The sequence below is a fragment of the Nocardia puris genome (assembly GCF_003315035.1).
In the GTDB taxonomy this organism is placed as follows: Bacteria; Actinomycetota; Actinomycetes; order Mycobacteriales; family Mycobacteriaceae; genus Nocardia; species Nocardia puris.
The window spans coordinates 202,069-224,388 of the sequence record NZ_QNRE01000002.1 but is presented as its reverse complement, the minus strand read 5'-3'; the positions used below and the strand labels follow the sequence as shown (position 1 = coordinate 224,388).

Here is a 22,320-nt window from a genome sequence, read left to right as displayed (position 1 = left end):
GCGTGTCCGTAACCGCCGGTATGGTCGGGGACGGTATGGCGGTGGCGGGAGAGGTGTTGCGCCGGATGATCGAGGTCGATGAACTGACCGTGCCCGACCACGTGCACGGGTATCCGCAGGTGGCGTTCGGCGGGTACGTCGCCGGGGTGCTCGCGGCGCGGTGCACCGCTGCGACCGTGCGCGTCGATTTCCGGGCGAAGGTCCCGGTGGGCGAGCCGCTGAACCTCTCCGCCACCGAATCGGGCGGCGCGGCGATGCGCCTCCCGTCGGGCACTCTGCTGGCGGAGGCCAACCCCGCGACCTTGTCCGTGGACGTCCCGCCCACCCCGTCCTGGGACGACGCGCTGGCGGTGACCGAAGCGGCCCTCGCCTCCGGGAAGCGTCCCGTCACGGACTGCTACGGCTGCGGCGAGTCCTGCGCGACCGGCAAGGGTCTGCGCCTGTTCCCGTGGGTGCTGCCCGAGAGCGAGCTGATCACGGGCGGCTGGGTGCCCGACGAGACCCTGGCCGGCCTGGACGGCATCTTGGCCCCGCACGACGTGTGGTCCGCCCTCGACTGCCCCGGCGGCCTCGCGGGCTTCGTCCGCCTCGGCATGCGGCGCGGCGCCGTGACCGCCGCGCTCACCGCCACCGTGCTGCGCCCGGTTCGCGCCGGCGAACCGCACATCACCCACGCCTGGCCGATCGCCGCGCAGGGCCGCAAATACACGGTGGGCGTGGCACTTTCGACCGCCGCGGGCGAACTGTGCGCGGTGGCCGAAGCGCTGTGGATCGAACCGCGCGACCTGGCCTTAGACCTCCCCGGATAGCAGAAACCCCCGGTCGCGAGACCGGGGGTTCATATCGGCATTACCTCACAGCGGAGGAAAGCCCGCCGATCCGGTGGCCATCCAGTTCCAGAAGGCCGCGGCGCGGTTGGTGACCAGGGCGACGATGTCGAGAACAGTACTTCCCATACTTCCTAACCTCTCACGATCCTCAGTGCGGGCACCAGCGTAACGGATTGATATAGGGCCCGGCGGCACGCACCCCGGCCCGCCCGGATCACCCCAGCGCCGCCGCGATCCGGGGCCGCAGCCGCTGCGCCGACACGATCTCGTCGACCGAGCCGACCTCGACCGCGCGGCGGATGCTGTGGACGCGGTCGAACTCGGCGCCGAGTTCGGAGAGCTTCTCGGCGCGCACGGCGGTGCGCAGGTCGGCCAGTTCGGTCAGCAGTTCGACCCGCTTGGCCGGGTCGGCGGTGGCGGCGACGCGTTCGCCGAGCAGTCGCACGCGGGGGTCGGCGGCGGTGCGGTCGGCGACCGTGCGGGCGAAGACCACGGCGGCGGCCGGTGCGCCGCCGATCACCGAGGCGAACGAGCCGTCGACGGCCAGCACGGTCATCTCCGGGTTGAGCGCCTTGGAGAACACCACGAACGCGCCGCCGTGGTAGCGGGAGATGACGCAGAAGACGAACCGGCCCTCGAAATTCACCACGGCGCGGCCGATTTCGGCGCCGTACTCCAATTGCAGCCGCCGCATGGACTCCGGCGAGCCGTCGAAGCCCGAGAGGTTGGCCAGCACGACCACCGGGCGGTTGCCGCTCGCGGCGTTGATGGCCCGCGCCACCTTCTTCGACGACAGCGGGAAAAGTGTGCCCGCCGTGAAGGATTCGGGTCCGTCGGCGGGCGGGAACCCGTGCCGGGGCACCGGGACGGATTCGATGCCGATCAGGCAGACGGAGGTCCCGGCGATGCGGGCGTCGGTGACGACGGCCGTCTCGGCTTCGGCCATATCGGCCCAGCGCTCCAGAAGCAGGTGGTCGGTGTCCGACACCGCGCGCAGCACGGCCCGGATCGAGAACGGCTTCTTGCGGTCGGGGTTGGTGTCCGCGCCGAAGATCTCACCGACCGTAATGAATTCGCTGCCGGGATGGCTGTGCGGGAACGCGGTCACGTCGCGATCCACCGGATCGGCGGTGACGGCGCGGCGGGGCGCCGTTTCCCCGCGCGCGATGTAGGTGTGGCCGTAGTGCGACATCAGGATGTCTTGCGCCGCAGCCAGATCCGGCGCGAAGTACTGGGCCTGACCGTTGGGGCCCATCACGCGGGCGTAGCCGCCGATGCCGAAGTTGTCCTCGGCCGACACGCCGCCGGAGAAGTCCAGCGACTGCTTGCCGGTGAGCACCATCGCGCTCGCGGGCGTCATCACGAGGATGCCCTTGGTGTGCATGAGCATGGTGGCCTCGGCGTTCCAGTACGGCTGCGCGCCGACGTTGATGCCCGCCACCACGATATTGATCTCGCCGCCCGCCTGGGTGAAGCGCACGATCCGGCGCAGCACCCGCGCCACCCAGTCCATGTTCTCGGTGCCAGAGTCCATCGCGATCCGCGCACCGGCGGACAGGGCGAACCACTCCACCGGAATGCCTTCGCGCTCCGCGAGATCCAGGGCGGCGTCGATGCGCGCGCATTCGGCCTCGCCCAGTGCGCCGAGTTCGCGCAGCGGATCGCCGAACAGCACGACGCGGCGGATGCCCTCCGGATGCAGCGGGGTCGGCGTGGACACCGAGCCCACGACGATGCCGCAGGTGTTCTCACCGCGCGGCCGGTCCACCTCAACCAGACCGTGGCCATCGGCGTCCAGGTCGAGTTCGGTGAACGCGCCGTCGCGGCCGCGCACGGTGTCGATCAGTTCGTACGGGTACACCGCGCCGCGACGACGGGCCCGCAGCACCTTCTGGTCGTAGTCGCGCAGCGGCGCGATCGGCGCGGTCGGCGCGGGGTCCACTTCCACGCCGCCGCCCGCCGCCGCGTGATGCTCGAGGCGCACCGTGCGCACCTCATACGCACCGCCCGAGCCGCGAAAACGCCCGTGCACGTATACTTCTCGGATTCCGGAGAGCAGCACCCGCCGCGACGCGGTCCGCAACCACTCGGCCAGTGCCGTGGGGTCGGCGTCGATCACGGGCCGCACGTCGAGCCACACGTGGTTGAGGTCCGGTCCGCCGGCGCCGAGATCGCGGCGCGCTCGCGCCACCACCTCCGCGCAGGCGTCCAGCGCCGCGTCGGCGCCGCGCACGGTGACGATCGCGCCGTCCTCGCGGCGCACCGGTTCGAAGGTGCGCACCTGGGCGAGCGCGACCAGGCGCTGGTCGGCCGAATTCTCCTTCGCCACCGCGCGATAGGCCACCACGTCGACGGGCGCGCGCAGCCGGTGCAGGTCGAAGTTGCGCAGCCGCCACAGGTGCAGGCGGCGGCCCATGAGCGGGTGCACGCCGCGCACCACCGTGTCTTCGACCAGTTCGCCGCCGCGCACCCGGAAGGTGAAGTGCTCGAGGTGCGACCCGTCGGGCGGCGCCACCGCGACGGTCACGCGCCGCACGTGCGCCGCCAGCCCCGTGCCGCGCAGCGCGTCCAGCAGCGCCGCCGCCCGCGCGTCCACCGTGTCGGGAGCGTCGGCCCAGCGCAACAGCAGATCCACCACCGGCACCCGTCCGGGTTCGGTCGCGTCGAGTTGTCCGGCGAGCGCCGCGACGACGGGACTGCCGGACCGCAGCTCGCCCATCGCCGCCACTACCGCGACGCAGGTGGTCGGCACCGCTTCGTCGGGGCGCAGCTCGAGTTCGTAGTCGCAGGCCGCGAAGACGAACCCGGCGCGCGCGACGGTCCGCACCTCGCGCAGCCGCTGCTCGCGATAACGCCTGCGGCACAACACTTCCAGCAGCGGCGTGTCCAGTGCGCCCGCCTCGGCGCGCAGCCGGGCCCCGATCACACCGTCGAGCGATTCGGCGAGCTCGGCGAGAGCGTCGAGGCGGCGGTCGCGGTCCGGCCCCGCGGTCTCGGCGGCGATCAGGGCCAGTTCCGCGGGCACCCCGGCCAGCGCGGCCGCCTGCGCGGCGTCGGCCGACGGCGCCACGAACCAGTGGAATCCGACGCTGCGCGCCAGCTCCGCCAAGACGGGGTCGCGCACCTCGGTTGCCCGGCTCAGTCGTTCCAGCGTGGCGCGGATGCCGTCGTCCTCGTCCGGGCGCGGCCCGGCCAGCCAGCTCTTCACCAGCTCGCCGGCGACCTTGGCGAGCGGATCGAACCGCTTGCCCGCTAAGACGATTCGGTAGAGGGCCGCTTCGAGTTCCGGTGTGCGCTCGGTCCCCGGCACGCCGTAGTGGGCCAGCGCGGCGGTGAGCGCCGCCTCGAAGTCCGCGGACAGGCCGCCCCGCCGCACATCGAGGCTGTGCAGGTAGACGTGCAGTTGTTCGCGGTGGCTGCGATGGGATTCGCGCGCGGGCGCCGGGTCGAACAGGTCGGCCAGATCGCAGAACGCGTCCAGCAGCGCCGCTTCGGCGACGGGCGGCGCGCCCAGGGCCGCCACCACGGGCTCGCGCTCGCGCAGATGACGGGCGAGCGCGTCGTCGGCGCCTTCGATCGAGTCGTAGCCCAGCAGCAGGGCGTGCAGTTCGGCCAGGGCGGGCAGCGCGTCCGGGACGTCGGCCGCGACATCGGGCGGCAGCCTCAGGTCCACGAGCTCGGCCGCTTCCGGCGCGGCCTCCTCCCCCACCGGGTCCAGCTGCGCGAGCAGCGTTCCGGTGACGACCTGGCTGCCCACGGAGACGGCGAGATTGCGGATCCGGCCGTCGAACGGCGCGGGCAGCACCGTCTCCATCTTCATGCTCTCCAGCACGATCACCGGGTCGCCCGCCGCCACCTCGCCACCCACCGGCACCGGGGTCGCGACCACCAGGGCCGGAGCCGGCGCGCGCACCGCGCCGCCTTCGGCCCGGCTCACCCGGTGCGCGACGCCGTCCACCTCGATCACGTGCACGGTGCCCTGCACGGCGGTGACGGTGTCGTAGGCGCGGCCGCGCACGGTGAGCGTGGCGAGGTACCGGCCGCGCCGCTCGATCGCGGCGTCGAAGGTCTCGTCCTCGATCCGGATGCGGTAGCGGTCCGCGTCGACGCGGGCCGTCACGACGCGGAACACCCGCCCCGACAGTTCCACCTCGGCGGTCGCGACGGTGTCGTCGAGCACCTGCGGCCGACCGCCGCGCCCGTTCTCCCACAGGCGGATCCGCCGAGCGCGCTCGCCCTCTTCGTAGCTCTCGATCGCGGCGGCGGCCAGCGCGATCCCGGGGCGCTGCGGCGGCGTGACGCGGCCTGCCGCGGCCATCCGGTCCACCCAGCGGGTGTCGGCGGACGCGTCGATCACGTCCGGTGCGGCCAGCAGCCACAGCAGCAGGCTCTTGTTGGTGACGCCGCCGTCGATCACCACCGTGGTCTCGGCCACCGCGCGCCGCAGCCGGGCCAGCGCCTCGTCGCGATCGCGGCCGTAGGCGATGACCTTGGCGATCATCGAATCGAAGTCCGGCGGGATCTCGTCGCCTTCCACGATCCCGGTGTCGATGCGCACGCCCGGTCCCACCGGCCAGCGGGTGAACGCGATGCGGCCCGGTGCGGGCGCGAAGTCACGTTCGGCGTCCTCGGCATTGAGGCGCACCTCGATCGCGTGGCCACGCTCCACGGGGCGGTCGTCACCGAGCGGCAGCCCGGAGGCCACCGCCAATTGCGCCTTCACCAGGTCGAATCCGGTGGTGAGTTCGGTGACCGGGTGCTCCACCTGCAAGCGGGTGTTCACCTCGAGGAACGCGAACACCCGCTCACGCGGCTCGTAGAGGAATTCCACGGTGGCGGCGCCGCAGTAGCCCACGGCCGCGACCAGCCGTTCCGCCGATGCTTTGATCAACGCGATCTGGTCGGCGTCGAGCACGGGCGAGGCCGACTCCTCGACGATCTTCTGATTGCGCCGCTGCACCGAGCAGTCGCGCACGCCCAGCGCCCACGCGGTGCCCGCGCTGTCGGCGATCACCTGCACCTCGATGTGGCGGGCGCCGGAGATCAACCGTTCCAGGAAGACCGAGTCGTCGCCGAACGCGCGCAGTGCCTCCGCGCGGGTGCGATCGTAGGCGTCCTCGAGCTCCGCCCGCGAGGTGAGCATCCGGATGCCGCGCCCGCCGCCGCCCGCGGCCGCCTTCAGCATCAGCGGGTAGCCGATGCGCTCGGCCTGCGCGGCCGCGTCCGCGAGCGAGGTCACCGGTCCGCGACTCCAGTCCGCCACCGGCACGCCGACCTGTTCAGCCAGCCGTTTGGCGCCGATCTTGTCGCCGAGCGCGCGCATCGCCGCCCCGCTCGGCCCCACGAAACGCACGCCGATCCGGTCGCAGAGGTCCACGAACGCCGGGTCCTCGGCGACGAAACCCCATCCGGCCCAGGCCGCGTCGGCCCCGGTCGCCAGCAGCGCCCGTTCCAGCACGGCGTGGTCCAGGTACGGGCGGGCCGACGCGGGCCCCAGCGCGTACGCCTCGTCGGCGGCGCGGACGAATCCGGCGTGCCGCTCGCCGTCGGTGTGGAGCGCGATGGTCCGGATCGGGGGCAGGCCGGGGCGGCCCGCGTTGAGTTCCCGGACGGCGTGGATCAGGCGACGGGCCGCCTCACCTCGGTTGACGATCGCGATGCGGGTGAACATGGCAACTCCTCCAGGGCGGATCTCTGTCCGGAGACGAACGCGCGCGTCCGGCCCGGCCCGATCGCGCGGGGACTGCCGTCGCTGCGCCGAGAGGGCGACCACCGCGATACCTCGACCCTACGATTTCCGGGTCGCTGCCGGGAAGCGCGACGAAGGACGTAGGCCGTGTGTCTTCCGATACATTGAGCGCGGCGAAACATCGTGCGGCGCAATAGTGTTCATTGTGTGTTCGGGGGTATGACGCCCGCGTGAACGCGAGGTTCCAAGTGGCGGTCGACGACCTCAGCCATACGCAGGCTCGAACTCGCGGCCGCCCGGAACCCCGCGCGCACGCTGACCGTCACGGAGGCCGTCGCGGTGCTGGCCGACCTCGCGGAGGTCGCCTCCGATCCGCGCACCGACCGCCGCGTCGGCATCCTGCCGTGACGCGCTCGCCGAGTTCGAGCCCCGGCGGCGCCGGGCGCGCCGCGCTCAGCTGGATCCTCGACCGCGAGCGCGATATCGACGTGGTACGCGAGGCACCTGCGCAACACCTTGGACGAACTCGGCGCGACCTCGCGGTGGGCCATGGTCGCCCGCGCGGCCGCCGCGACCCCCTCTCGCCCTACCGGCAGTCCTGAAACCCGCCGGGAGAACGGGGAATCCCCCGGCGGGCCAGTGCCCAACCGGGGGATTCGATTGCCGCTCAGTACATTCAGACTCGAGTCAGGGCCTTGGCCTCGCGACGGCGGCGGTGCAGGATGGGCTCGGTGTAGCCGTTGGGCTGCTTGGTGCCCTCCAGGATGAGTTCCTTGGCGGCCTGGAAGGCGATGCTGCCCGCGAAGTCCGGCGCCAGCGGCCGGTAGTTCGGGTCGCCCGCGTTCTGGCGGTCCACCACGGGCGCCATCCGCTCCAGGCTGGCCACCACCTCGTCGGCGGTGACGATGCCGTGGCGCAGCCAGTTGGCCATGAGCTGGCTGGAGATGCGCAGGGTCGCGCGGTCCTCCATCAGGCCGACGTCCTTGATGTCGGGCACCTTGGAGCAGCCCACGCCCTGGTCGATCCAGCGCACCACGTAGCCCAGGATGGACTGCGAGTTGTTGTCCAGCTCCTGCTGCTTGTCCTCGGCGGTCCAGTTCGGGTCCGCGGCCAGCGGGATCTCGAGGATCTGGTCGACGGTGGCGCGACGGCCGCCCTTGGCGATCTCGGCCTGCCGCTTGAACACGTCCACCAGGTGGTAGTGGGTGGCGTGCAGGGTGGCGGCGGTCGGCGAGGGCACCCACGCGGTGTTGGCGCCTGCCTTCGGGTGACCGACCTTCTGCACCAGCATGTCGGCCATCAGGTCCGGCATGGCCCACATGCCCTTGCCGATCTGCGCCTTGCCGGGCAGGCCCGCGGCCAGACCGGTGTCGACGTTCCAGTCCTCGTAGGACAGGATCCACTGCTGGGCCTTCATATCGGCCTTGCGGACCATCGGCCCGGCCTCCATGGAGGTGTGGATCTCATCGCCCGTGCGGTCCAGGAAGCCGGTGTTGATGAACACCACCCGCTCCTTGGCGGCGGCGATGGACGCCTTCAGGTTCACCGTGGTGCGGCGCTCCTCGTCCATGATGCCGACCTTGAGGGTGTTGCGCTCCAGGCCGATCACGTCCTCGACGCGGCCGAACAGCTCGTTGGTGAACGCGACCTCGTCGGGGCCGTGCATCTTCGGCTTCACGATGTAGACCGAGCCGGTGCGGCTGTTCTTCAGCTTCGTATCACCGTTCAGCGAATGCTTGGCGATCAGCGAGGTGATCAGGCCGTCGAGAATGCCCTCGGGCACCTCGTTGCCGTCCTTGTCGAGGATGGCGTCGGAGGTCATCAGGTGACCCACGTTGCGCACGAACAGCAGCGAACGGCCGTGCAGCACCAGCTCCGACCCGTCCAGCGCGGTGTAGACGCGGTCCGGGTTCATGGTGCGGGTGAATGTCTTGCCGCCCTTGCTCACCTCTTCGGCCAGGTCGCCCTTCATCAGGCCCAGCCAGTTGTGGTAGCAGAGGACCTTGTCCTCGGCGTCGACGGCGGCGACCGAGTCCTCGAAGTCCATGATCGTGGTGACCGCGGACTCCAGCACCACGTCCTTCACACCGGCGGTGTCGGTGCTGCCGATCGGCGAGGACGGGTCGATCTGGATCTCGATGTGCAGGCCGTTGTGCTTCAGCAGCACCGAACTCGGCGACGCCGGATCACCGATGTAGCCGACCAGTTGACCCGGATCGGCCAGGCCGATCTCGGTGCCGTCCTCCAGGCCGACCTCGAGCTCACCGTCGACGATCTTGTAGGAGGTGGAGCCGATGTGCGAGCCGGTGATCAGCGTGACGGCGTCGTCGAGGAAGTTGCGCGCCCACTCGATGACCTTGTCACCGCGCACCTTGTTGTAGCCCGAACCCTTCTCCGCGCCACCGGTCTCCGGAATCGCATCCGTGCCGTACAGCGCGTCGTAGAGCGACCCCCAGCGCGCGTTGGCGGCGTTGATCGCGAAGCGCGCGTTCATCACCGGCACCACCAGCTGCGGACCCGCGGTCGAGGCGATCTCGGCGTCGACGTTCTGGGTCTCGATCTGGAAATCGGCCGGCTCCTCGCGCAGGTAGCCGATATCGGTGAGGAACTTCTTGTAGGCGGCCTTGTCGTAGTTCGCGCCGGGGTTCTCGGCGTGCCAGGCGTCGAGCTTGCCCTGGATCTCGTCGCGTTCGGCCAGCAAGGCGCGGTTGCGCGGAGCCAGATCGTTGATCACCTGCTCGGCACCGGCCCAGAACGCGGCGGAATCTACGCCGGTACCGGGAAGCGCCTCGTTCTCGACGAACTCGTGGAGAACGCTGGCCACCTGGAGCCCGCCGACCTGAATCCGCTCTGTCATCTACTGCCTCACTTCTGAGAAAGCCTGGTGGGAAAAGACGGTCATATGTTACCCGCCGGTAAAGCCCTCACCTGCGCGAGGGCCGTGCGCGTCGAGTGCGTCGGGTCAAACGCCTCGGCTGCCGAATCTGTTCCGCCGCGCCCGCGAAGCCTGGTCGGTCGCACAGCGCGTCACCCGCTGCCGGCGGTCGGCCGGACAACCCCTTGATCGTAACCGCCCGCGCAATTAATGTACTGACCGGAACATTTCCCTATGGAGGGAGCCCCGGTGACGCTCGACGGCAAGGTGGCGCTGGTCACAGGCGGTAGCCGCGGCCTCGGCAGGCGGATGGTGCTGGCGTTCGCGGAGGCGGGCGCCGACGTCGTGATCGCGAGCAGGCAGTTCGACGGGTGCGCCGCCCTGGCGCGCGAGGTGCGCGAGACCTACGGCAGGCGCGCCCTGCCGGTCTCCTGCAATGTGAGCGACTGGGATCGCTGCGACGAGCTGGTGGCGACGGCCTACGCCGAATTCGGGCGGGTCGACGTGCTGGTCAACAACGCGGGAATGTCGCTGCTGTACCCGAGCCTGGATCTGGTCGGCGAGGCGATGTTCGACAAGGTGATCGCCGTCAACCTCAAGGGGCCGTTCCGGCTGTCGGCTCTCGTCGCGCCCCGGATGGCGGCGGCCGGGGGCGGCAGCATCCTCAACATCTCCTCCATCGAGGCCGCCCGGCCCGAGCCGATGGCCATTCCCTACGCCGCCGCGAAGGCCGGGCTCAACGCCCTCACCGCGGGCATGGCGCAGGCCTACGGGCCGTCGGTGCGCGTCAACGCCATCCAGTGCGGCGCGTTCGCCACCGACATCTCCAAGGCCTGGCCCGAGGAGCTGTGCAGCCACCTCACCTCCGCCAACGCCCTCGGCCGTGTCGGCGAGCCCGACGAGATCGTCGGCGCGGCACTGTATTTCGCCACCGACGCGTCGGCATTCTGCACCGGTGCGACACTGGCGCTGGACGGCGGCTGGAAGTGAACACCTCCGGCGGCCACGACACGACGAGCGAAGGACGGCGATGAAAGCGCTGGTGTACGCGGGCCCGGGGCAGATCGAGTTCGCCGAGTGCACGGCACTGCCCGGCCCCGACGGCGCGATCGTGCGCGTCACGGCGGCGGGCGTCTGCGGCAGCGATCTGCCCCTGGCGCAGGTAAACGAGTTGGAGTTCCACATCGGCCTGTGCTCGATCCAGTGCGAGCTGCCCGCCCTGCTGCGCCTCACCGCGGCGAACCGTCTGCGCCCCGAAGCGGTTGTCTCCCATACGCTTCCGCTGTCCGACCGTGCGCGATCTTACCGCATGTTCGCCGACCGCGCGGACAACGTATGCAAGACCGTGCTGGACGCGTCGCGATGAGAACGCTCGACGACACGGCGAGCTCGCTCGAACATCGTTGCCGGGCAAGCAGACTTCGTCGTACTCGGGCCGCGAGCGCTACCCGCGTTCTCGGCACCTGTCGCGTTCGCGATCACCGAGAAGCCGTTGCCGCTGGACACTGGCACGTTCCGAGCGGAGCGCGGCGGTGAGCGGCCCCGCGCCCGTCCGGCGCCGGGGACGGCCACCCGGCTCGGCGGCCGGTGCGGGCGACACCAGGGCGCGCATCCTCGACGCGGCCCTGGAACTGTTCGCGGAGCGGGGTTTCCACGGCACCGGCGTCGCCGAGATCGGCGACCGCGCCGACGTCCAGCGCGGCGCGCTCTACTACCACATCGGCTCCAAAGAGGAACTGCTCTGGCAGATCCTGCGCGACTACACGGTCCTGGTGCTCGATGACGCCGAGCGCATCGCGGACGGCCCCGGCGACCCGGTCGACAAGCTGCGTGCGCTGATCCGCAGCCACGTGCGCCTCATCATCAGGCACCGGCGCGAAGTGGCTGTCCAACTGCGCGATGTGGGCGCGCTCACCGGGGAACGCGCCGCCGAACTCCAGGACCTGCGCGACCGGGTGCAGCGCGCCTGGCAGCGCGTCCTCGACGCGGGCCACGCGGCGGGCGTGCTGCGCACCGCCGACCACGTCGTCACCAACAGCCTGCTCGGCATGCTGAATTCGGTGACCCTCTGGTATCGGCCGCACGGGGGCCGCACCCCCGACGAGATCGCCGACATCCTCCTCGCCACCGTCCTCGACGGTGTCGCGACCGACCGCACGACGAAAGGCTGACCATGGCTTGGGATTTCGAGACCGACCCGGAGTTCCAGTCCAAGCTGGACTGGGCCGCGGAGTTCGTCCGCACCGAGGTCGAACCCCTCGACCTGCTCTACCCGAATCCCTACGACCGCACCGACTCCGAGGCCATGGCGCTGATGCGCCCGCTCAAGGAGAAGGTGAAGGAGCAGGGGCTGTGGGCCTGCCATCTGGGCCCCGAACTCGGCGGCCCCGGCTACGGGCAGATGAAGCTGGCGCTGCTCAACGAGGTGCTCGGCACGTCGATCTGGGCGCCGTCCGTCTTCGGTTGCCAGGCACCGGATTCCGGTAACGCCGAGATCCTCGCCCATTACGGCACGCAGGCACAGAAGGACGAGTATCTGGCGCCGCTGCTGGCCGGGGAGATCGGCTCCTGTTACGTGATGACCGAACCCACGGGCGGCTCCGATCCCACCTTGTTCCGCACCCGTGCGGTCCGCGACGGCGACCACTGGGTGATCAACGGCGAGAAGTGGTTCAACTCCAACGCGCAGTTCGCCGCCTTCCACATCGTCATGGTGGTGACGAACCCCGAAGTGAGCCCGTACCAGGGCATGTCGATGTTCATCGTGCCCGCCGGCACCCCCGGCCTCGAGATCGTGAAGAACTTCCACGTGCGCGGGTTCAGCGAACACGAGGGCCACCTGCGATTCACCGACGTCCGGGTGCCCGCCGACCACCTGCTGGGCGAGGAGGGGCAGGGCTTCCTCGTCGCGCAGACCCGCCTCGGCGGCGGGCGCGTGCACCACGCCATGCGCACGGTCGCGTTGGTGCGCAAGGCATTCGACATGATGTGCGAGCGCGCGGTGTCGCGTCAGATGCGCAAAGGCCCGCTGGGCGGGCTCCAGATGACCCAGGAGCGCATCGCCGACAGCTGGATCGAGATGGAGCAGTTCCGGCTGCTGGTCCTGCGCACCGCCTGGCGCATCGACAAGGAACAGGACTACCTGAAGGTGCGCAAGGACATCGCCGCCATCAAGGTGGCCATGCCCAAGGTCATGCACGACATCGCCCAGCGCGCCCTGCACCTGCACGGCGCGATCGGCGTCAGCGACGACCTGCCGTTCGTCGACATGATGAACTACGCCGAGGTGATGGGCCTGGCCGACGGGCCCACCGAGGTCCACAAGATCACCCTCGCCAAGGAGGTGCTGAAGACCTACGCCCCCGCAGATCCCGTGTATCCCAGCGGATATCGCCCCGCCCTGCGCGAGCAGGCCCGGGCCCTGGTCGCCGAACGCCTGGAACACATCGTCGGCAACCTCTGACCGTCACGCGGGCGGTTGAGCATTCGAACGTGAGTCGGGGTCGCGGCGGGCTCGAGCACGTCGTCGGCAACCCGTGACCGTCACCCGGGGCGGATGAGTGGGCGTTCGAACGCGGGTCGGGTGTCGCGCCGGGGCGGTGTCGCAGGGAAATCCCCACTGGCAGCGGCCTTTCCGCGACTCCGGCCCGAGCATCCGGTCGGCCACGAGTTTGTCAGTGGCCCTCGACAACGCCGCCCGCGGCCTCGTTCGCGTGCCACAATTCTCTTCTCGCACAGATCGATCCGGACGAGGGGAACGCTCGTGAGGCGTGGCACGCTGTCTCTCGCGGGTGCTGCCGTCGCGGGCGCGCTCGTCGCGGCCGGGTGCACCGGAGACGCCGACCCGCCCGCCACACCGACCACTGTCGCGAGCACCACCGCAACCTTGGCGACCACCGCGCCGACGGCGGTTCCCTATACGGGAATTCTGCCGAGCACGGCGCCCACGTTGCGGCGCACCACGACCGGTGTCAGCACCATCGGCCCACCCTCCACGACGCCCACGGCCAACGGCACGCCGGTCTTCCCGACGACGACCGACACCGATCCGACCACCATCGACCCGACCACCACCGCGGTGATCCCGCCGCCGGACACCACACCGACGCCGTGACCGGTTCCGCCGAGCACGGCACGCCCGCCGCCGTGCTCGGGCTGCTCGGCGCCCTCGCCTCACAGGTCGCGTTCGTGACGGCCGTGCTCTACTACTTCGGCTGGGCCCACCACCGCGCCTTCTACGGCCACTTCGGCGTGCCCGCCGCGATGCTCGGTTTCACCACCCAGGACTACGTGCTCGCCAGCCTCTCGTCGATGTTCGTCCCGGTCCTGGTCACGCTGCTGACCGCGCTGGCGCTGCTGCCCCTGCACCGCGCGCCCGCCGCGCACGCGCGCCGGACCGCGCGGCCGCGCCGCACGCTGCGCGGCTGGATTCTCGGGCTCGCGGTGATGGGCGGGAGCCTCACGATGCTCGTCGCCGTCGCCGCCTTGGTGCCCACCCCGCTGGCCGCGCCGCTCGCTACGCCGGGCCCGGTGCTGCTGGTGGCGGGCGCGGCGCTTTCGGCCTGCGCGCTCGGATTGCGCTGGCGCCACCGGTTCCTGATCGGCAGCGCCCACGCGAGCCGGGTGGCGACGCGGGCGGGCGTCCTCGCGCTGGTGTCGGTCGCCGTGATCGGCTACATCTGGGCTGTCGCCGCCTACGGCGAACGCAAGGGCGCCCGCGAAGCCGCGCACGCCGAGGCCGCGCACTTCATCGACCGCCCGACCGTACTGGTGTTCAGCACCGAGCGCCTGGCCCTCGAAGGAGCGGGCACGCAGGTCGGTGAGATCACCGCGCCCGGCGAGAAGTACCGCTACGTCTACAGCGGCCTGTGGCTGCTGGCCCGCGCGGACGACCGCTGGTATCTGCTGCCGCAACAGTGGCAGCGCGGCCGCGACCGCGTCTTCCTGCTCGACGACGACGAATCCGTGCGCGTCGACCTCGGCCGGAATCCGTGAAAGAGGCTCGCGCGCAATCGCTCTCGGTGCGTGGCGCCGCGCCCGCTACGCCGAGCGCACGGTCGGTCCCGCCATGGAGGCGACGGGGCTGAGGCGCAGGACCTCGCTCATCCGTCGGGTGAGCGCGGGCGGGCCCGCGAACTCGACGCGCCCGGTGCGCTGGGCGTGGGCGAGGGTGATGCGGCCGAGCCAGACCTGGTAGAGGGCGGCGACCTCGGCGCGGATGGTCACGTCGACCGGGAAGCCCGGATCGGCCGAGCACACCGACGGCGTCCCGTGTTCCACCACGATCCAATACCGGCGCGGATCGTCGTGGAACAGCAGGTTCAGCACGTGCCGGGCGCCGGGGAACGACGAGGTGTCCAGGCGGGTGTGCATCCACCACACCAGCAGATCGGCGTCCAGTTCGTGCGGATCGGGCTCGCCGAACGTCCACCGCGCACCCCATTCCCCCAGGCCGAACAGGATCGGCTCGAGCTCGCGTCCCGAATCGGTGAGCAGGTAGCGACCGCCGGTCCTGTGCACCAGCCCGGCCCGTTCGAACTGGCGCAGCCGCTTCGTGAGCAGACTGCGCGACAGCCCCGGCAGCCCGCGCGCCAGGTCGTTGAACCGGGTGCTCCCGACCAGCAGATCGCGCAGGATCAGCAGCGACCACCGGTCGCCGAGCACGTCGAGCGCCCGCGAGATCGGGCAGTACTGGCCGTAGCTCACCGTGTCTGTCGTCACGCCACACCTCGCGGATCGCCGGTCCACATCCAGGACCGGGAGGGTTCACTTTCTGGACTATTCGGTTATCGCGGCCGTTCGTAGCTTCGAAACATGAACACCACAGCAACCCTCCCCGGCACCGCCGACCTGGCCGCCACAGCCCGTGAGATCGGCGAATCCCTGCGCGACGGAGTCGCCGAGCGCGACCGCACCGGCGAGATCTCCCTCGCCGCCTTCGACCGGTTGCGCGAGGCGGGTCTCGCCGCCGCCCTGGTGCCCGCCGAGTTCGGCGGCGGCGGGGCGACCCACCGCGAGCTGGGTGCGGTGCTGCGCGCACTCGGCAGGCACGACCCGTCAACCGCCGTCACCTTCGCCATGCACACGCACCTGGTCGCCACCCAGGTGTGGCGGCACCGCCACGGCGCGGACGCGAGCGCCGTCTTCGGCAAGGTGGTGGGCGGCGCGCTGCTCGTCAGCACCGGCGCCGCCGACTGGGTGGCCTCCTCGGGCCGCGCCGAACGCGTCGACGGCGGCTACCGGGTGCACGCCCGCAAAGCGCCCGCCAGCGGCTGCGAAGCCGGCACCGTCCTGGTCACCAGCGTCCGCCACGACGGCGACCCCGCCGGCCCCCAGGTGCTGCACTGCGCGATCCCGCTCTCCGCGCCCGGGGTGCGGATCGAAAAGACCTGGGACACCATGGGTTTGCGCGCCACCGGCTCACACACCGTGCTACTCGAGGACGTGTTCGTCCCCGACGCCGCGGTGTCGCTCGTGCGCCCCGCCGACCGGTGGCCGCCGCTGCTGAACGCGGTGATCGGCGCCGCCATCCCCCTGATCCTCTCGGCCTACCTCGGCATCGCCGACGGCGCGGTCGACGCGGCGCTCGCGCTGGTCGCCGGCCGTCCCGATCCGCACCTCCCGGGGCAGGTGGGCGAACTCGCCAACGCGCACACCACCGCCGACGACCTGATCGAGGCCATGTTCGCCGCCTCCGACGACCTCGGTTTCGACGCCACCGACGCCCACGCCGCCCGCATCCTGAGCCGCAAGACGGTCGCCGCCGAAGCCCTCATCGGCACCGTCCGCCGCGCGGCCGAACTCGCCGGCGGAGCGGGCTACTCCCGCACGCACGACCTCGAAATGCGCCTGCGCGACATCCACGGCTGCGTCTACCACCCGCTCCCGCGCGCCAAGCAGACCGCGTTCACCGGCCACGTCCTGCTCGGCCACGGCCCGCTCGGCTGAACCCTGGGGCCTCGCGGGTCGTGTTATATGGGAACGCATGCCCCCGTGCCGAAAGGACCGCACCCGATGATCGCGCGCCTCGCCCGTTCCCCGATCACCTGGCTCGCCGTCGCGGTTCTCGTCGCCGCGACGGCGATCGGGGCGGTGTGGTTCCAGCCGTGGCGGCTGTTCACCGATGTCACGGTGTCCGAGGCGCCGCCCACCGCGGCCGCCGATCCGGCCGCTCCCGAGCCCGCCGCGCCCCGGGTGCTCGCGCGCGGGACGTTCCTCTCCCACGAGCACGCCACGTCGGGCACCGTGGCCGTGCTGGCGCTCCCGGACGGGAGCCGCGTGCTCCGGATCGAGGATCTGGACACGTCCGACGGCCCCGATCTGCACGTGTGGCTCAGCGATGCGCCGGTCATCGACGGGGTGTCCGGCTGGGGCGTTTTCGATGACGGGCGCTACGCCGATCTCGGCGGATTGAAGGGCAACAAGGGCGACCAGAACTACCCGGTACCCGCCACCGTGGATCTGTCGGTCCTCACCAGCGTCTCGATCTGGTGCGACCGGTTCAATGTTTCGTTCGGAGCCGCCGAACTGCACCCCGTCTGATCGGCCCGAGGTCCGGTAGACCCGAGCGCGGTCCAACGGCATGCCCGGGATGAACGCCGACGCCAGCCGGGCGAAATACCTTGCCGGACAACGCATCGTGCGGCAATCCCCCGCCGTAGCGGGCACGATGTGCCCCTCGGGGCGGCGATCGGCGCACACCCGCGAAAATGGGCCGACAACGCCGGGTTCGGTGTGCCACCATGTGTTTCCACGAGGACCGCGCCGACCGGCGGTGCGGTCCGCCGACATCCAGGAAGGAGGAAGTGGCCCGTGCGCGATCCGTATCTGGACTCCAAGCCTCACGAAGCCGGGCGGCGACAGCCGAACCCGAGCGCGCCCGGTCGACAGTCGCTCGGCGACGTCACCGCGATCGGCCACTTCCCCGCCGATCGCTGATCCGGCGCCCGCCGCATCCCTCGCATCCCTTTCCGCGTCGTCTCGAACATGGTGAGCCCCATGATATTCCGCCGTGCCGCGAACTCCGCGGCGTTGACCGTCGACAACTGGATACACAGCGGCGTTCTCGTGCTCAACGCCTCCTACGAGGCACTGGACGAGATCGCCGCCGACCGCGCCGTCGTGCTGGTGCTCAGCGGGGCCGCCGAGTCGGTCGCGGATCGGGAGCCGTACTTCCCCATCCGTTCCCGGCACGTCGAGATAGCGCTGCCCGAGACCATCCGCCTGCTGCGCTACGTCTACATCGAGCACACCGCGCTGGTGCACGACGAGAGCCGCGCCACGCTCGCGGGCGTGCTGCGGCGCGACGCGCACCGCTGCGGCTACTGCGCCGGGTGGGCGCGCACCGTCGACCACATCCGCCCCCGCAGCCGGGGCGGGCCGAACACCTGGAGCAACCTCGTCGCGGCCTGCGCACCGTGCAACACGCGCAAGGCCGACCGCACCCCGGAGGAGGCCGGGATGCGGTTGCTGTGGGAGCCGAAGGCGCCCAACCACCTGGCCAAGCGGCAACGCCGGATCTGGAAGCACCTGGCCACCACCTGAACACCGGGAGAGGAGTGAATCATGACCGCCCGTACCACCTCGACAGCCGTCGAGCCGCTGCTGACCGATCTGCTGCCGCTCTCGGACGCGCGCGGCTGGCACCGCGCCGCGTGCCGGGGCGACCCGAACCACGAGGCGTGGTTCCCGTACCCGTCGCAGGACTTCGCGTACGCCCGCACCGTGTGCGGTGGCTGCCCCATCCGGGCGGAGTGCGCCGACTTCGCCGCCGCCACCGGACAGTCCGGGGTGTGGGGCGGGCACGAGTTCGATCGGGGACGCGTGATCCGCGAGTAGGACCGGGCGCGGACCGCCGGACACGGCGGTCCGCGCCGTTCGGCGCAAGTGGACGCGCCCGGCGTGCCCCGGCGGCGGGACCATACACTGATCGCCGTGGGCACTCATCGCAGCGGAACCCGGTCCCGGGGCATCAGCAAAGGTCCGGTTATCGCAGTGGTCGCGATCCTGCTGCTGGGAGCCGCGATCTTCGGCTGGTTCCAGTTGCGCGACCGGGCCGCCGACCGCGACAGCGCCGCGGCCGCCGACTGCGTGGAGGGCGAGGTCACGCTCTTCGTCACCGTCGACCCCGGACTGGAGGGCCCGGTCCGCGCGATCGCCGACAAGTACAACGCCACCGCGCCGGTGGTGCGCGACCACTGCGCGCAGGTGACCGTCACCGGCCGTCCCTCGGCCGATATCGCCGCGGGGTTCCGGGACAGCGGTGTGTGGAACGGCACCCTCGGCCCGCAGCCCGCGCTGTGGATTCCCGATTCCTCGCGCGCCGTCGAGTCGATGCGGGTGCCCGGACTCATCGCCGGCGACCCACTTCCGTTGGCGGGCACGCCGATCGCGCTCGGCGTGCCGGAGGCGCTCCGCGCCGCGCTCACCGAGGCCCAGGTCGCGTGGGGCGATCTGCCGCGCCTGCAACAGGGTTCGCTCGCCGAGATCGGCCTGCCGGGGTGGGGTGGGCTGCGGCTCGCGCTGCCGCCGGGCGACGCGACGCTGGGCGTGGCCGTCGCGACCGGTGCGGCGATCGCGGGTGAGGAACCGCTCTCCGAGGCGGGCGCCGCGACGGGCCAGGTGGTGACCGCCGTGTCCGGGCTCGCGGCGGGCGCGCCCGAGGCCGCCGACACCGCCGCCGCGCTGGCCGCGATCGCCGACGCGGCACACGGACCGGACTCGACCATTCACGCCGTTGCCGCAACCGAACAGCAAATCGCGCGGCAGCCGGGTGTGGCGGTGTATCGCCCGGTGGGCACGGCGCCGACCTCGGACCATCCCGTCGCGATCATGTCGGGACCGTGGGTCGATCAGACGCAGAACCTGGTCGCGGGGATCTTCGCCGACTACCTGCGAGACAGCGCCAACGCCGGCTTCTTCACCGCCGAAGGCTTCACCGCCGTGCCGCCGCCGACCGGTCCCGGCGCGACACGCGCCGCGCTGGAGAAGGTTTCGGCCACCCTCGCCGACCCGGTGCTGGGCGTGCGGGCCACGGCGCTGGTGGACGTGTCGGCGTCCATGTCGACTCCGGAGGGCGTGAGCACCCGCCTCGGCACCGTCACCGGCGCGCTGCTGTCGACCATGAACGTGATGCCGCCCGATTACGCGCTCGGCATCTGGGCATTCGGCAAGAACCTCGAGGGCACCACGCCCTACCGGGTCGAGACGCCGACCGGTCCGCTCACCGACAGCCAGCGCTCGACGCTCACCAGCACCCTGAACAGCTTGCGCGCCACCGATATTCGCGCCGACCAGGCCTACCCCTCGCTGATCGCCGCCTACGCGGCCGCGATCGAGGACTACACGCCGGGCCGCACCAACTCGGTCCTGCTCATCACCGACGGCCCCGACGACGACTCCTCGGTGACCGGCGCGCAACTGCTGGCCGACCTCGCCGCGGCCGCCGACCCCGACCGCCCGGTGCGCATCGACGTCATCGTCATCGGCGGCACGGGCACCGAAACCCTCCAGGCCGCCGCCGAGAACACCGGCGGCACCTACACCCGATTGCCGACCACCAACGACATCAGCTTCGGCACCGCCGTGGTGGAGGCGCTGACCACCACCTGACCGGTCGCGGGGAGATACGCTCGCCCGCAACCGACCTCGGGAGGTCCACACTCGGGCAACTCAGTGGGCCGGAGCGACGTTCACCAGCGCGCCGGATTCCATTGCCACCCAGAGTGTTCCATCCGGCGCGGCGGCGATTCCGTGCGGTTCCGCACCGGGCAGGTCGGTCACCGTGATGTCGCCCTCCACCGTGCAGCGACCCAGACGCGATGTTCCCCACTCCGTGAACCACAGCGCCCCATGACTTCCCGTGACGATCGCGTGCGGACGCGCCGCGCGGTCCGGTAGCGGGAATTCGATGATCGCGCCGTCCGTCGTGATCCGGCCGAGCTGCCCCGCCCCGATCTCCACGAACCACAGCGCACCGTCGGGTCCCGCCGTGATGCCGATCGGCCCCGCCTGCTCGGTGGGCAAGGCGAAGGTGGTGAGCGCCCCGTCCACGGTGAGCCTGCCGATCGCGTTGCCCTGGTTGAGCGTGCACCACAGCGCCCCATCGGATCCCGGGACGATCATCGACGGCATTCCCGGCGCGGCGAACCGCGTGAGGGCACCGTCCGCGTCGAGCCGACCGATGTGACCGGTCCCCGGCTCCGTGAACCACAGCGCCCCGTCGGGTCCGACGCACAGCCCGTACGGACCGTCGGCCTTCACGAACGACAGCTCCCCGTCGTGGTCGATACGACCGAGGCGGTTCCCGCGAAACTCGGTGAACCACAATGCATCCCCCGGCCCCGCGACGATCACCGTGGGCTGCCCGTCCGCCGGATCGAGCGGAAAGACCTCCACCTGATCACCCGTCAGCCGCCCGATCGCCCCCTTGTCCACCATGGTGAACCACACGCCGCCGTGCGCGTCCACGGTTACCCCGTAGGGCGAGCCGGGCGTCTCGACCGTACGAATATCAGCCAATCTCGTTCACCTCCAAGTGTTCACCCGCGAACCGCCGACGCAGCGCGCGGTCGTGGGATACGACGACGACCGCGCCCGGGTACTCGGTGAGCGCTTCCTCCAGCTCCTCCACCAGCGTCAGCGACAGGTGGTTGGTCGGCTCGTCCAGCAGCAGCAGGTCGTGCGGCTCGCTCAGCAACCGCGCCAGCGCCAGCCGCCGCCGCTGCCCTTCCGACAGCGCGCCCACGGGCAGGTCCAACGCCGAGCGCTTGAACAACCCGGTCCCCATGAGCCGGTCGCGCCCGAAACCATAGGTCTGCACGACGGTCGGCTCCGGATCGAACGCCACCTCCTGTCGCAGATAGCCGATCCGCCCGGACGACTCGGCGTAGATCCGTTCCAGCAGTGTCGTTTTCCCTGAGCCGTTCGGCCCGTGGATGAGCAGCCGGTCCTGCGGGCCCAAGGTCACCGAGCCGAGGCGGAACGACTTTTCGTCCGCCGCAGTGAATCCCCCGCGGAACCGCAGCGGCTTCGGCGGCTCCGGCACCGGGTCGTCGGTGAGCCGGCGGATCCGTTCGGCCGTCCGCCGCACCCGCGACGACACCGAACTCTGCACGCGGCCCGCGTTACGGTCGTAGGCCATCTTGTTCTTGTCCTTGCGTTCCCGGCCCGGCGCGACGCTATGCGCGGTGCTCGCCGCGAACTGCTCCAGCTCGCGGATCTCGGCGCGCCAGTCCGCGAACGCCTGCTCCCAGCGCTGCCGCGCCGCGGCCTTCTCGGCGAGGAAACCCGAGTAGCCGCCACCGAACCGGGTGAGTCCGCCGTGGTCGACCTCCACGATCGCGGTGGCGACGCGGTCCAGGAACACCCGGTCGTGCGACACCACCACGACGGTGCCGCGATGCGCCCGCAGCCGGTCCTCCAGCCACGAAAGTGCCGCCTCGTCCAGATGATTCGTCGGCTCGTCCAGCAGTAGGATCTCCGGTGAGGCGGCCAGCAGGCAGGCCAGCGCCAGCCGAGCCCGTTCGCCACCCGACAGCGACGGCAGCGGCCGTTCCCGGCCGACGCCCGCCAGACCGAGTCCGTGCATCGCCTTGTCGACCCGGCTGTCGGCTTCGTACCCGTCGCGCGCCTCGAAGGCCGTGAGCAGTTCACCGTAAGCGTCCATGTCCTGCGCCTCGGCGGCGCGCTCCATGGCGTCCCGGAGTGCGCGCAGCTCGGCCAGGGCCAGATCGATCGCCTCCCCGACGGTCGCGCCCGCCACGGTCTGGGCGAGATGACCGGCACCGCCCGCCGCCGTCACGGTGACCGCGCCGTCGTCGACGGGCTCGAGCCCGGCCAGCACGCGCAGCAACGTCGATTTGCCCGAACCGTTCTCGCCCGCGCCGCCGACGCGGCCGCCACCCTGGCCCGCGCGGGCTTCTGAA

16 protein-coding genes and 1 pseudogene are annotated in these 22,320 nt (G+C 71.2%); 12 read left to right on the top strand and 5 right to left on the bottom strand.

From position 1 onward, the window contains the following. Positions 1-2: 2 nt before the first annotated feature. The gene (locus DFR74_RS35860) at positions 3-809 is read left to right on the top strand and encodes a PaaI family thioesterase (RefSeq protein WP_157115786.1); all 807 of its coding nucleotides are present in this window, start codon (positions 3-5) and stop codon (positions 807-809) included. Between the two features lie 235 nt (positions 810-1,044). On the opposite strand, the gene DFR74_RS06585 is transcribed toward DFR74_RS35860, so the two are convergent. Together DFR74_RS06585 and DFR74_RS06580 are read right to left on the bottom strand one after the other, a co-directional pair. Continuing rightward, the gene (locus DFR74_RS06585; protein ID WP_067502298.1) at positions 1,045-6,501 is read right to left on the bottom strand and encodes an ATP-binding protein; all 5,457 of its coding nucleotides are present in this window, start codon (positions 6,499-6,501) and stop codon (positions 1,045-1,047) included. A gap of 694 nt (positions 6,502-7,195) precedes the next feature. Continuing rightward, entirely contained in the window at positions 7,196-9,376 is a 2,181-nt protein-coding gene (locus DFR74_RS06580) for a malate synthase G (protein WP_067502301.1), read from the bottom strand. 252 nt (positions 9,377-9,628) lie between these two features. Between DFR74_RS06580 and DFR74_RS06575 the strand changes: the two genes are divergently transcribed. From DFR74_RS06575 to DFR74_RS06550, 6 genes are all read left to right on the top strand, one after another. Beyond that, the gene (locus DFR74_RS06575; RefSeq protein WP_067502304.1) at positions 9,629-10,384 is read left to right on the top strand and encodes an SDR family NAD(P)-dependent oxidoreductase; all 756 of its coding nucleotides are present in this window, start codon (positions 9,629-9,631) and stop codon (positions 10,382-10,384) included. Positions 10,385-10,424: 40 nt separating this feature from the next. After that, entirely contained in the window at positions 10,425-10,760 is a 336-nt protein-coding gene (locus DFR74_RS06570) for a hypothetical protein (RefSeq protein WP_067502307.1), read from the top strand. 166 nt (positions 10,761-10,926) lie between these two features. Beyond that, the gene (locus DFR74_RS06565) at positions 10,927-11,565 is read left to right on the top strand and encodes a TetR/AcrR family transcriptional regulator (protein ID WP_067502311.1); all 639 of its coding nucleotides are present in this window, start codon (positions 10,927-10,929) and stop codon (positions 11,563-11,565) included. 2 nt (positions 11,566-11,567) lie between these two features. After that, on the top strand, positions 11,568-12,857 hold the full coding sequence (locus DFR74_RS06560; protein WP_067502315.1) for an acyl-CoA dehydrogenase family protein: 1,290 nt from the start codon (positions 11,568-11,570) through the stop codon (positions 12,855-12,857). Between the two features lie 300 nt (positions 12,858-13,157). Further along, a complete protein-coding gene (locus DFR74_RS06555; RefSeq protein WP_113974991.1) occupies positions 13,158-13,508 on the top strand; it encodes a hypothetical protein in 351 nt (116 codons plus the stop codon). Then, a complete protein-coding gene (locus tag DFR74_RS06550; protein ID WP_113974990.1) occupies positions 13,505-14,389 on the top strand; it encodes a hypothetical protein in 885 nt (294 codons plus the stop codon). The genes DFR74_RS06555 and DFR74_RS06550 overlap by 4 nt, the downstream gene beginning before the upstream one ends. A 45-nt stretch (positions 14,390-14,434) precedes the next feature. Here DFR74_RS06550 and DFR74_RS06545 read toward each other — a convergent pair whose 3' ends face one another. Continuing rightward, the gene (locus tag DFR74_RS06545) at positions 14,435-15,115 is read right to left on the bottom strand and encodes a winged helix-turn-helix transcriptional regulator (RefSeq protein ID WP_067502351.1); all 681 of its coding nucleotides are present in this window, start codon (positions 15,113-15,115) and stop codon (positions 14,435-14,437) included. Positions 15,116-15,208: 93 nt separating this feature from the next. Between DFR74_RS06545 and DFR74_RS06540 the strand changes: the two genes are divergently transcribed. From DFR74_RS06540 to DFR74_RS06520, 5 genes are all read left to right on the top strand, one after another. Then, positions 15,209-16,342, top strand: coding sequence for an acyl-CoA dehydrogenase family protein (locus DFR74_RS06540; RefSeq protein ID WP_067502354.1), 1,134 nt, complete (start codon positions 15,209-15,211; stop codon positions 16,340-16,342). Positions 16,343-16,408: 66 nt separating this feature from the next. Next, the gene (locus DFR74_RS06535) at positions 16,409-16,936 is read left to right on the top strand and encodes a DM13 domain-containing protein (protein WP_067502357.1); all 528 of its coding nucleotides are present in this window, start codon (positions 16,409-16,411) and stop codon (positions 16,934-16,936) included. A gap of 456 nt (positions 16,937-17,392) precedes the next feature. Beyond that, entirely contained in the window at positions 17,393-17,938 is a 546-nt protein-coding gene (locus DFR74_RS06530; RefSeq protein ID WP_067502360.1) for an HNH endonuclease, read from the top strand. Between the two features lie 21 nt (positions 17,939-17,959). Continuing rightward, positions 17,960-18,232, top strand: coding sequence for a WhiB family transcriptional regulator (locus tag DFR74_RS06525; protein WP_067502363.1), 273 nt, complete (start codon positions 17,960-17,962; stop codon positions 18,230-18,232). 156 nt (positions 18,233-18,388) lie between these two features. Then, positions 18,389-20,005 carry a VWA domain-containing protein gene (locus tag DFR74_RS06520; RefSeq protein WP_067502366.1) on the top strand — a complete coding sequence of 539 codons (1,617 nt, stop codon included), beginning with the start codon at positions 18,389-18,391 and terminating at the stop codon, positions 20,003-20,005. A 60-nt stretch (positions 20,006-20,065) separates the two neighbouring features. Here the strand turns inward: DFR74_RS06520 and DFR74_RS06515 are convergent, their stop codons facing one another. Both DFR74_RS06515 and DFR74_RS38205 read right to left on the bottom strand, forming a co-directional pair. Continuing rightward, the gene (locus DFR74_RS06515; RefSeq protein ID WP_067502367.1) at positions 20,066-20,914 is read right to left on the bottom strand and encodes a Vgb family protein; all 849 of its coding nucleotides are present in this window, start codon (positions 20,912-20,914) and stop codon (positions 20,066-20,068) included. Further along, positions 20,907-22,295 (bottom strand): annotated as a pseudogene (locus DFR74_RS38205) (ABC-F family ATP-binding cassette domain-containing protein); the annotation flags it as partial. The pseudogene DFR74_RS38205 and the gene DFR74_RS06515, both read right to left, overlap by 8 nt. Positions 22,296-22,320: the final 25 nt, after the last annotated feature.

Excerpts from the sequence above, each read along its gene's own strand:
- DFR74_RS06570 (WP_067502307.1), top strand. The coding sequence starts at position 10,425 with ATGAAAGCGCTGGTGTACGCGGGCCCGGGGCAGATCGAGTTCGCCGAG.
- DFR74_RS06560 (WP_067502315.1), top strand. The coding sequence starts at position 11,568 with ATGGCTTGGGATTTCGAGACCGACCCGGAGTTCCAGTCCAAGCTGGAC.
- DFR74_RS06540 (WP_067502354.1), top strand. The coding sequence starts at position 15,209 with ATGAACACCACAGCAACCCTCCCCGGCACCGCCGACCTGGCCGCCACA.
- DFR74_RS06530 (WP_067502360.1), top strand. The coding sequence starts at position 17,393 with ATGATATTCCGCCGTGCCGCGAACTCCGCGGCGTTGACCGTCGACAAC.
- DFR74_RS06580 (WP_067502301.1), bottom strand. The coding sequence starts at position 9,376 with ATGACAGAGCGGATTCAGGTCGGCGGGCTCCAGGTGGCCAGCGTTCTC.
- DFR74_RS06575 (WP_067502304.1), top strand. The coding sequence starts at position 9,629 with ATGGAGGGAGCCCCGGTGACGCTCGACGGCAAGGTGGCGCTGGTCACA.
- DFR74_RS06535 (WP_067502357.1), top strand. The coding sequence starts at position 16,409 with ATGATCGCGCGCCTCGCCCGTTCCCCGATCACCTGGCTCGCCGTCGCG.
- DFR74_RS06585 (WP_067502298.1), bottom strand. The coding sequence starts at position 6,501 with ATGTTCACCCGCATCGCGATCGTCAACCGAGGTGAGGCGGCCCGTCGC.
- DFR74_RS06525 (WP_067502363.1), top strand. The coding sequence starts at position 17,960 with ATGACCGCCCGTACCACCTCGACAGCCGTCGAGCCGCTGCTGACCGAT.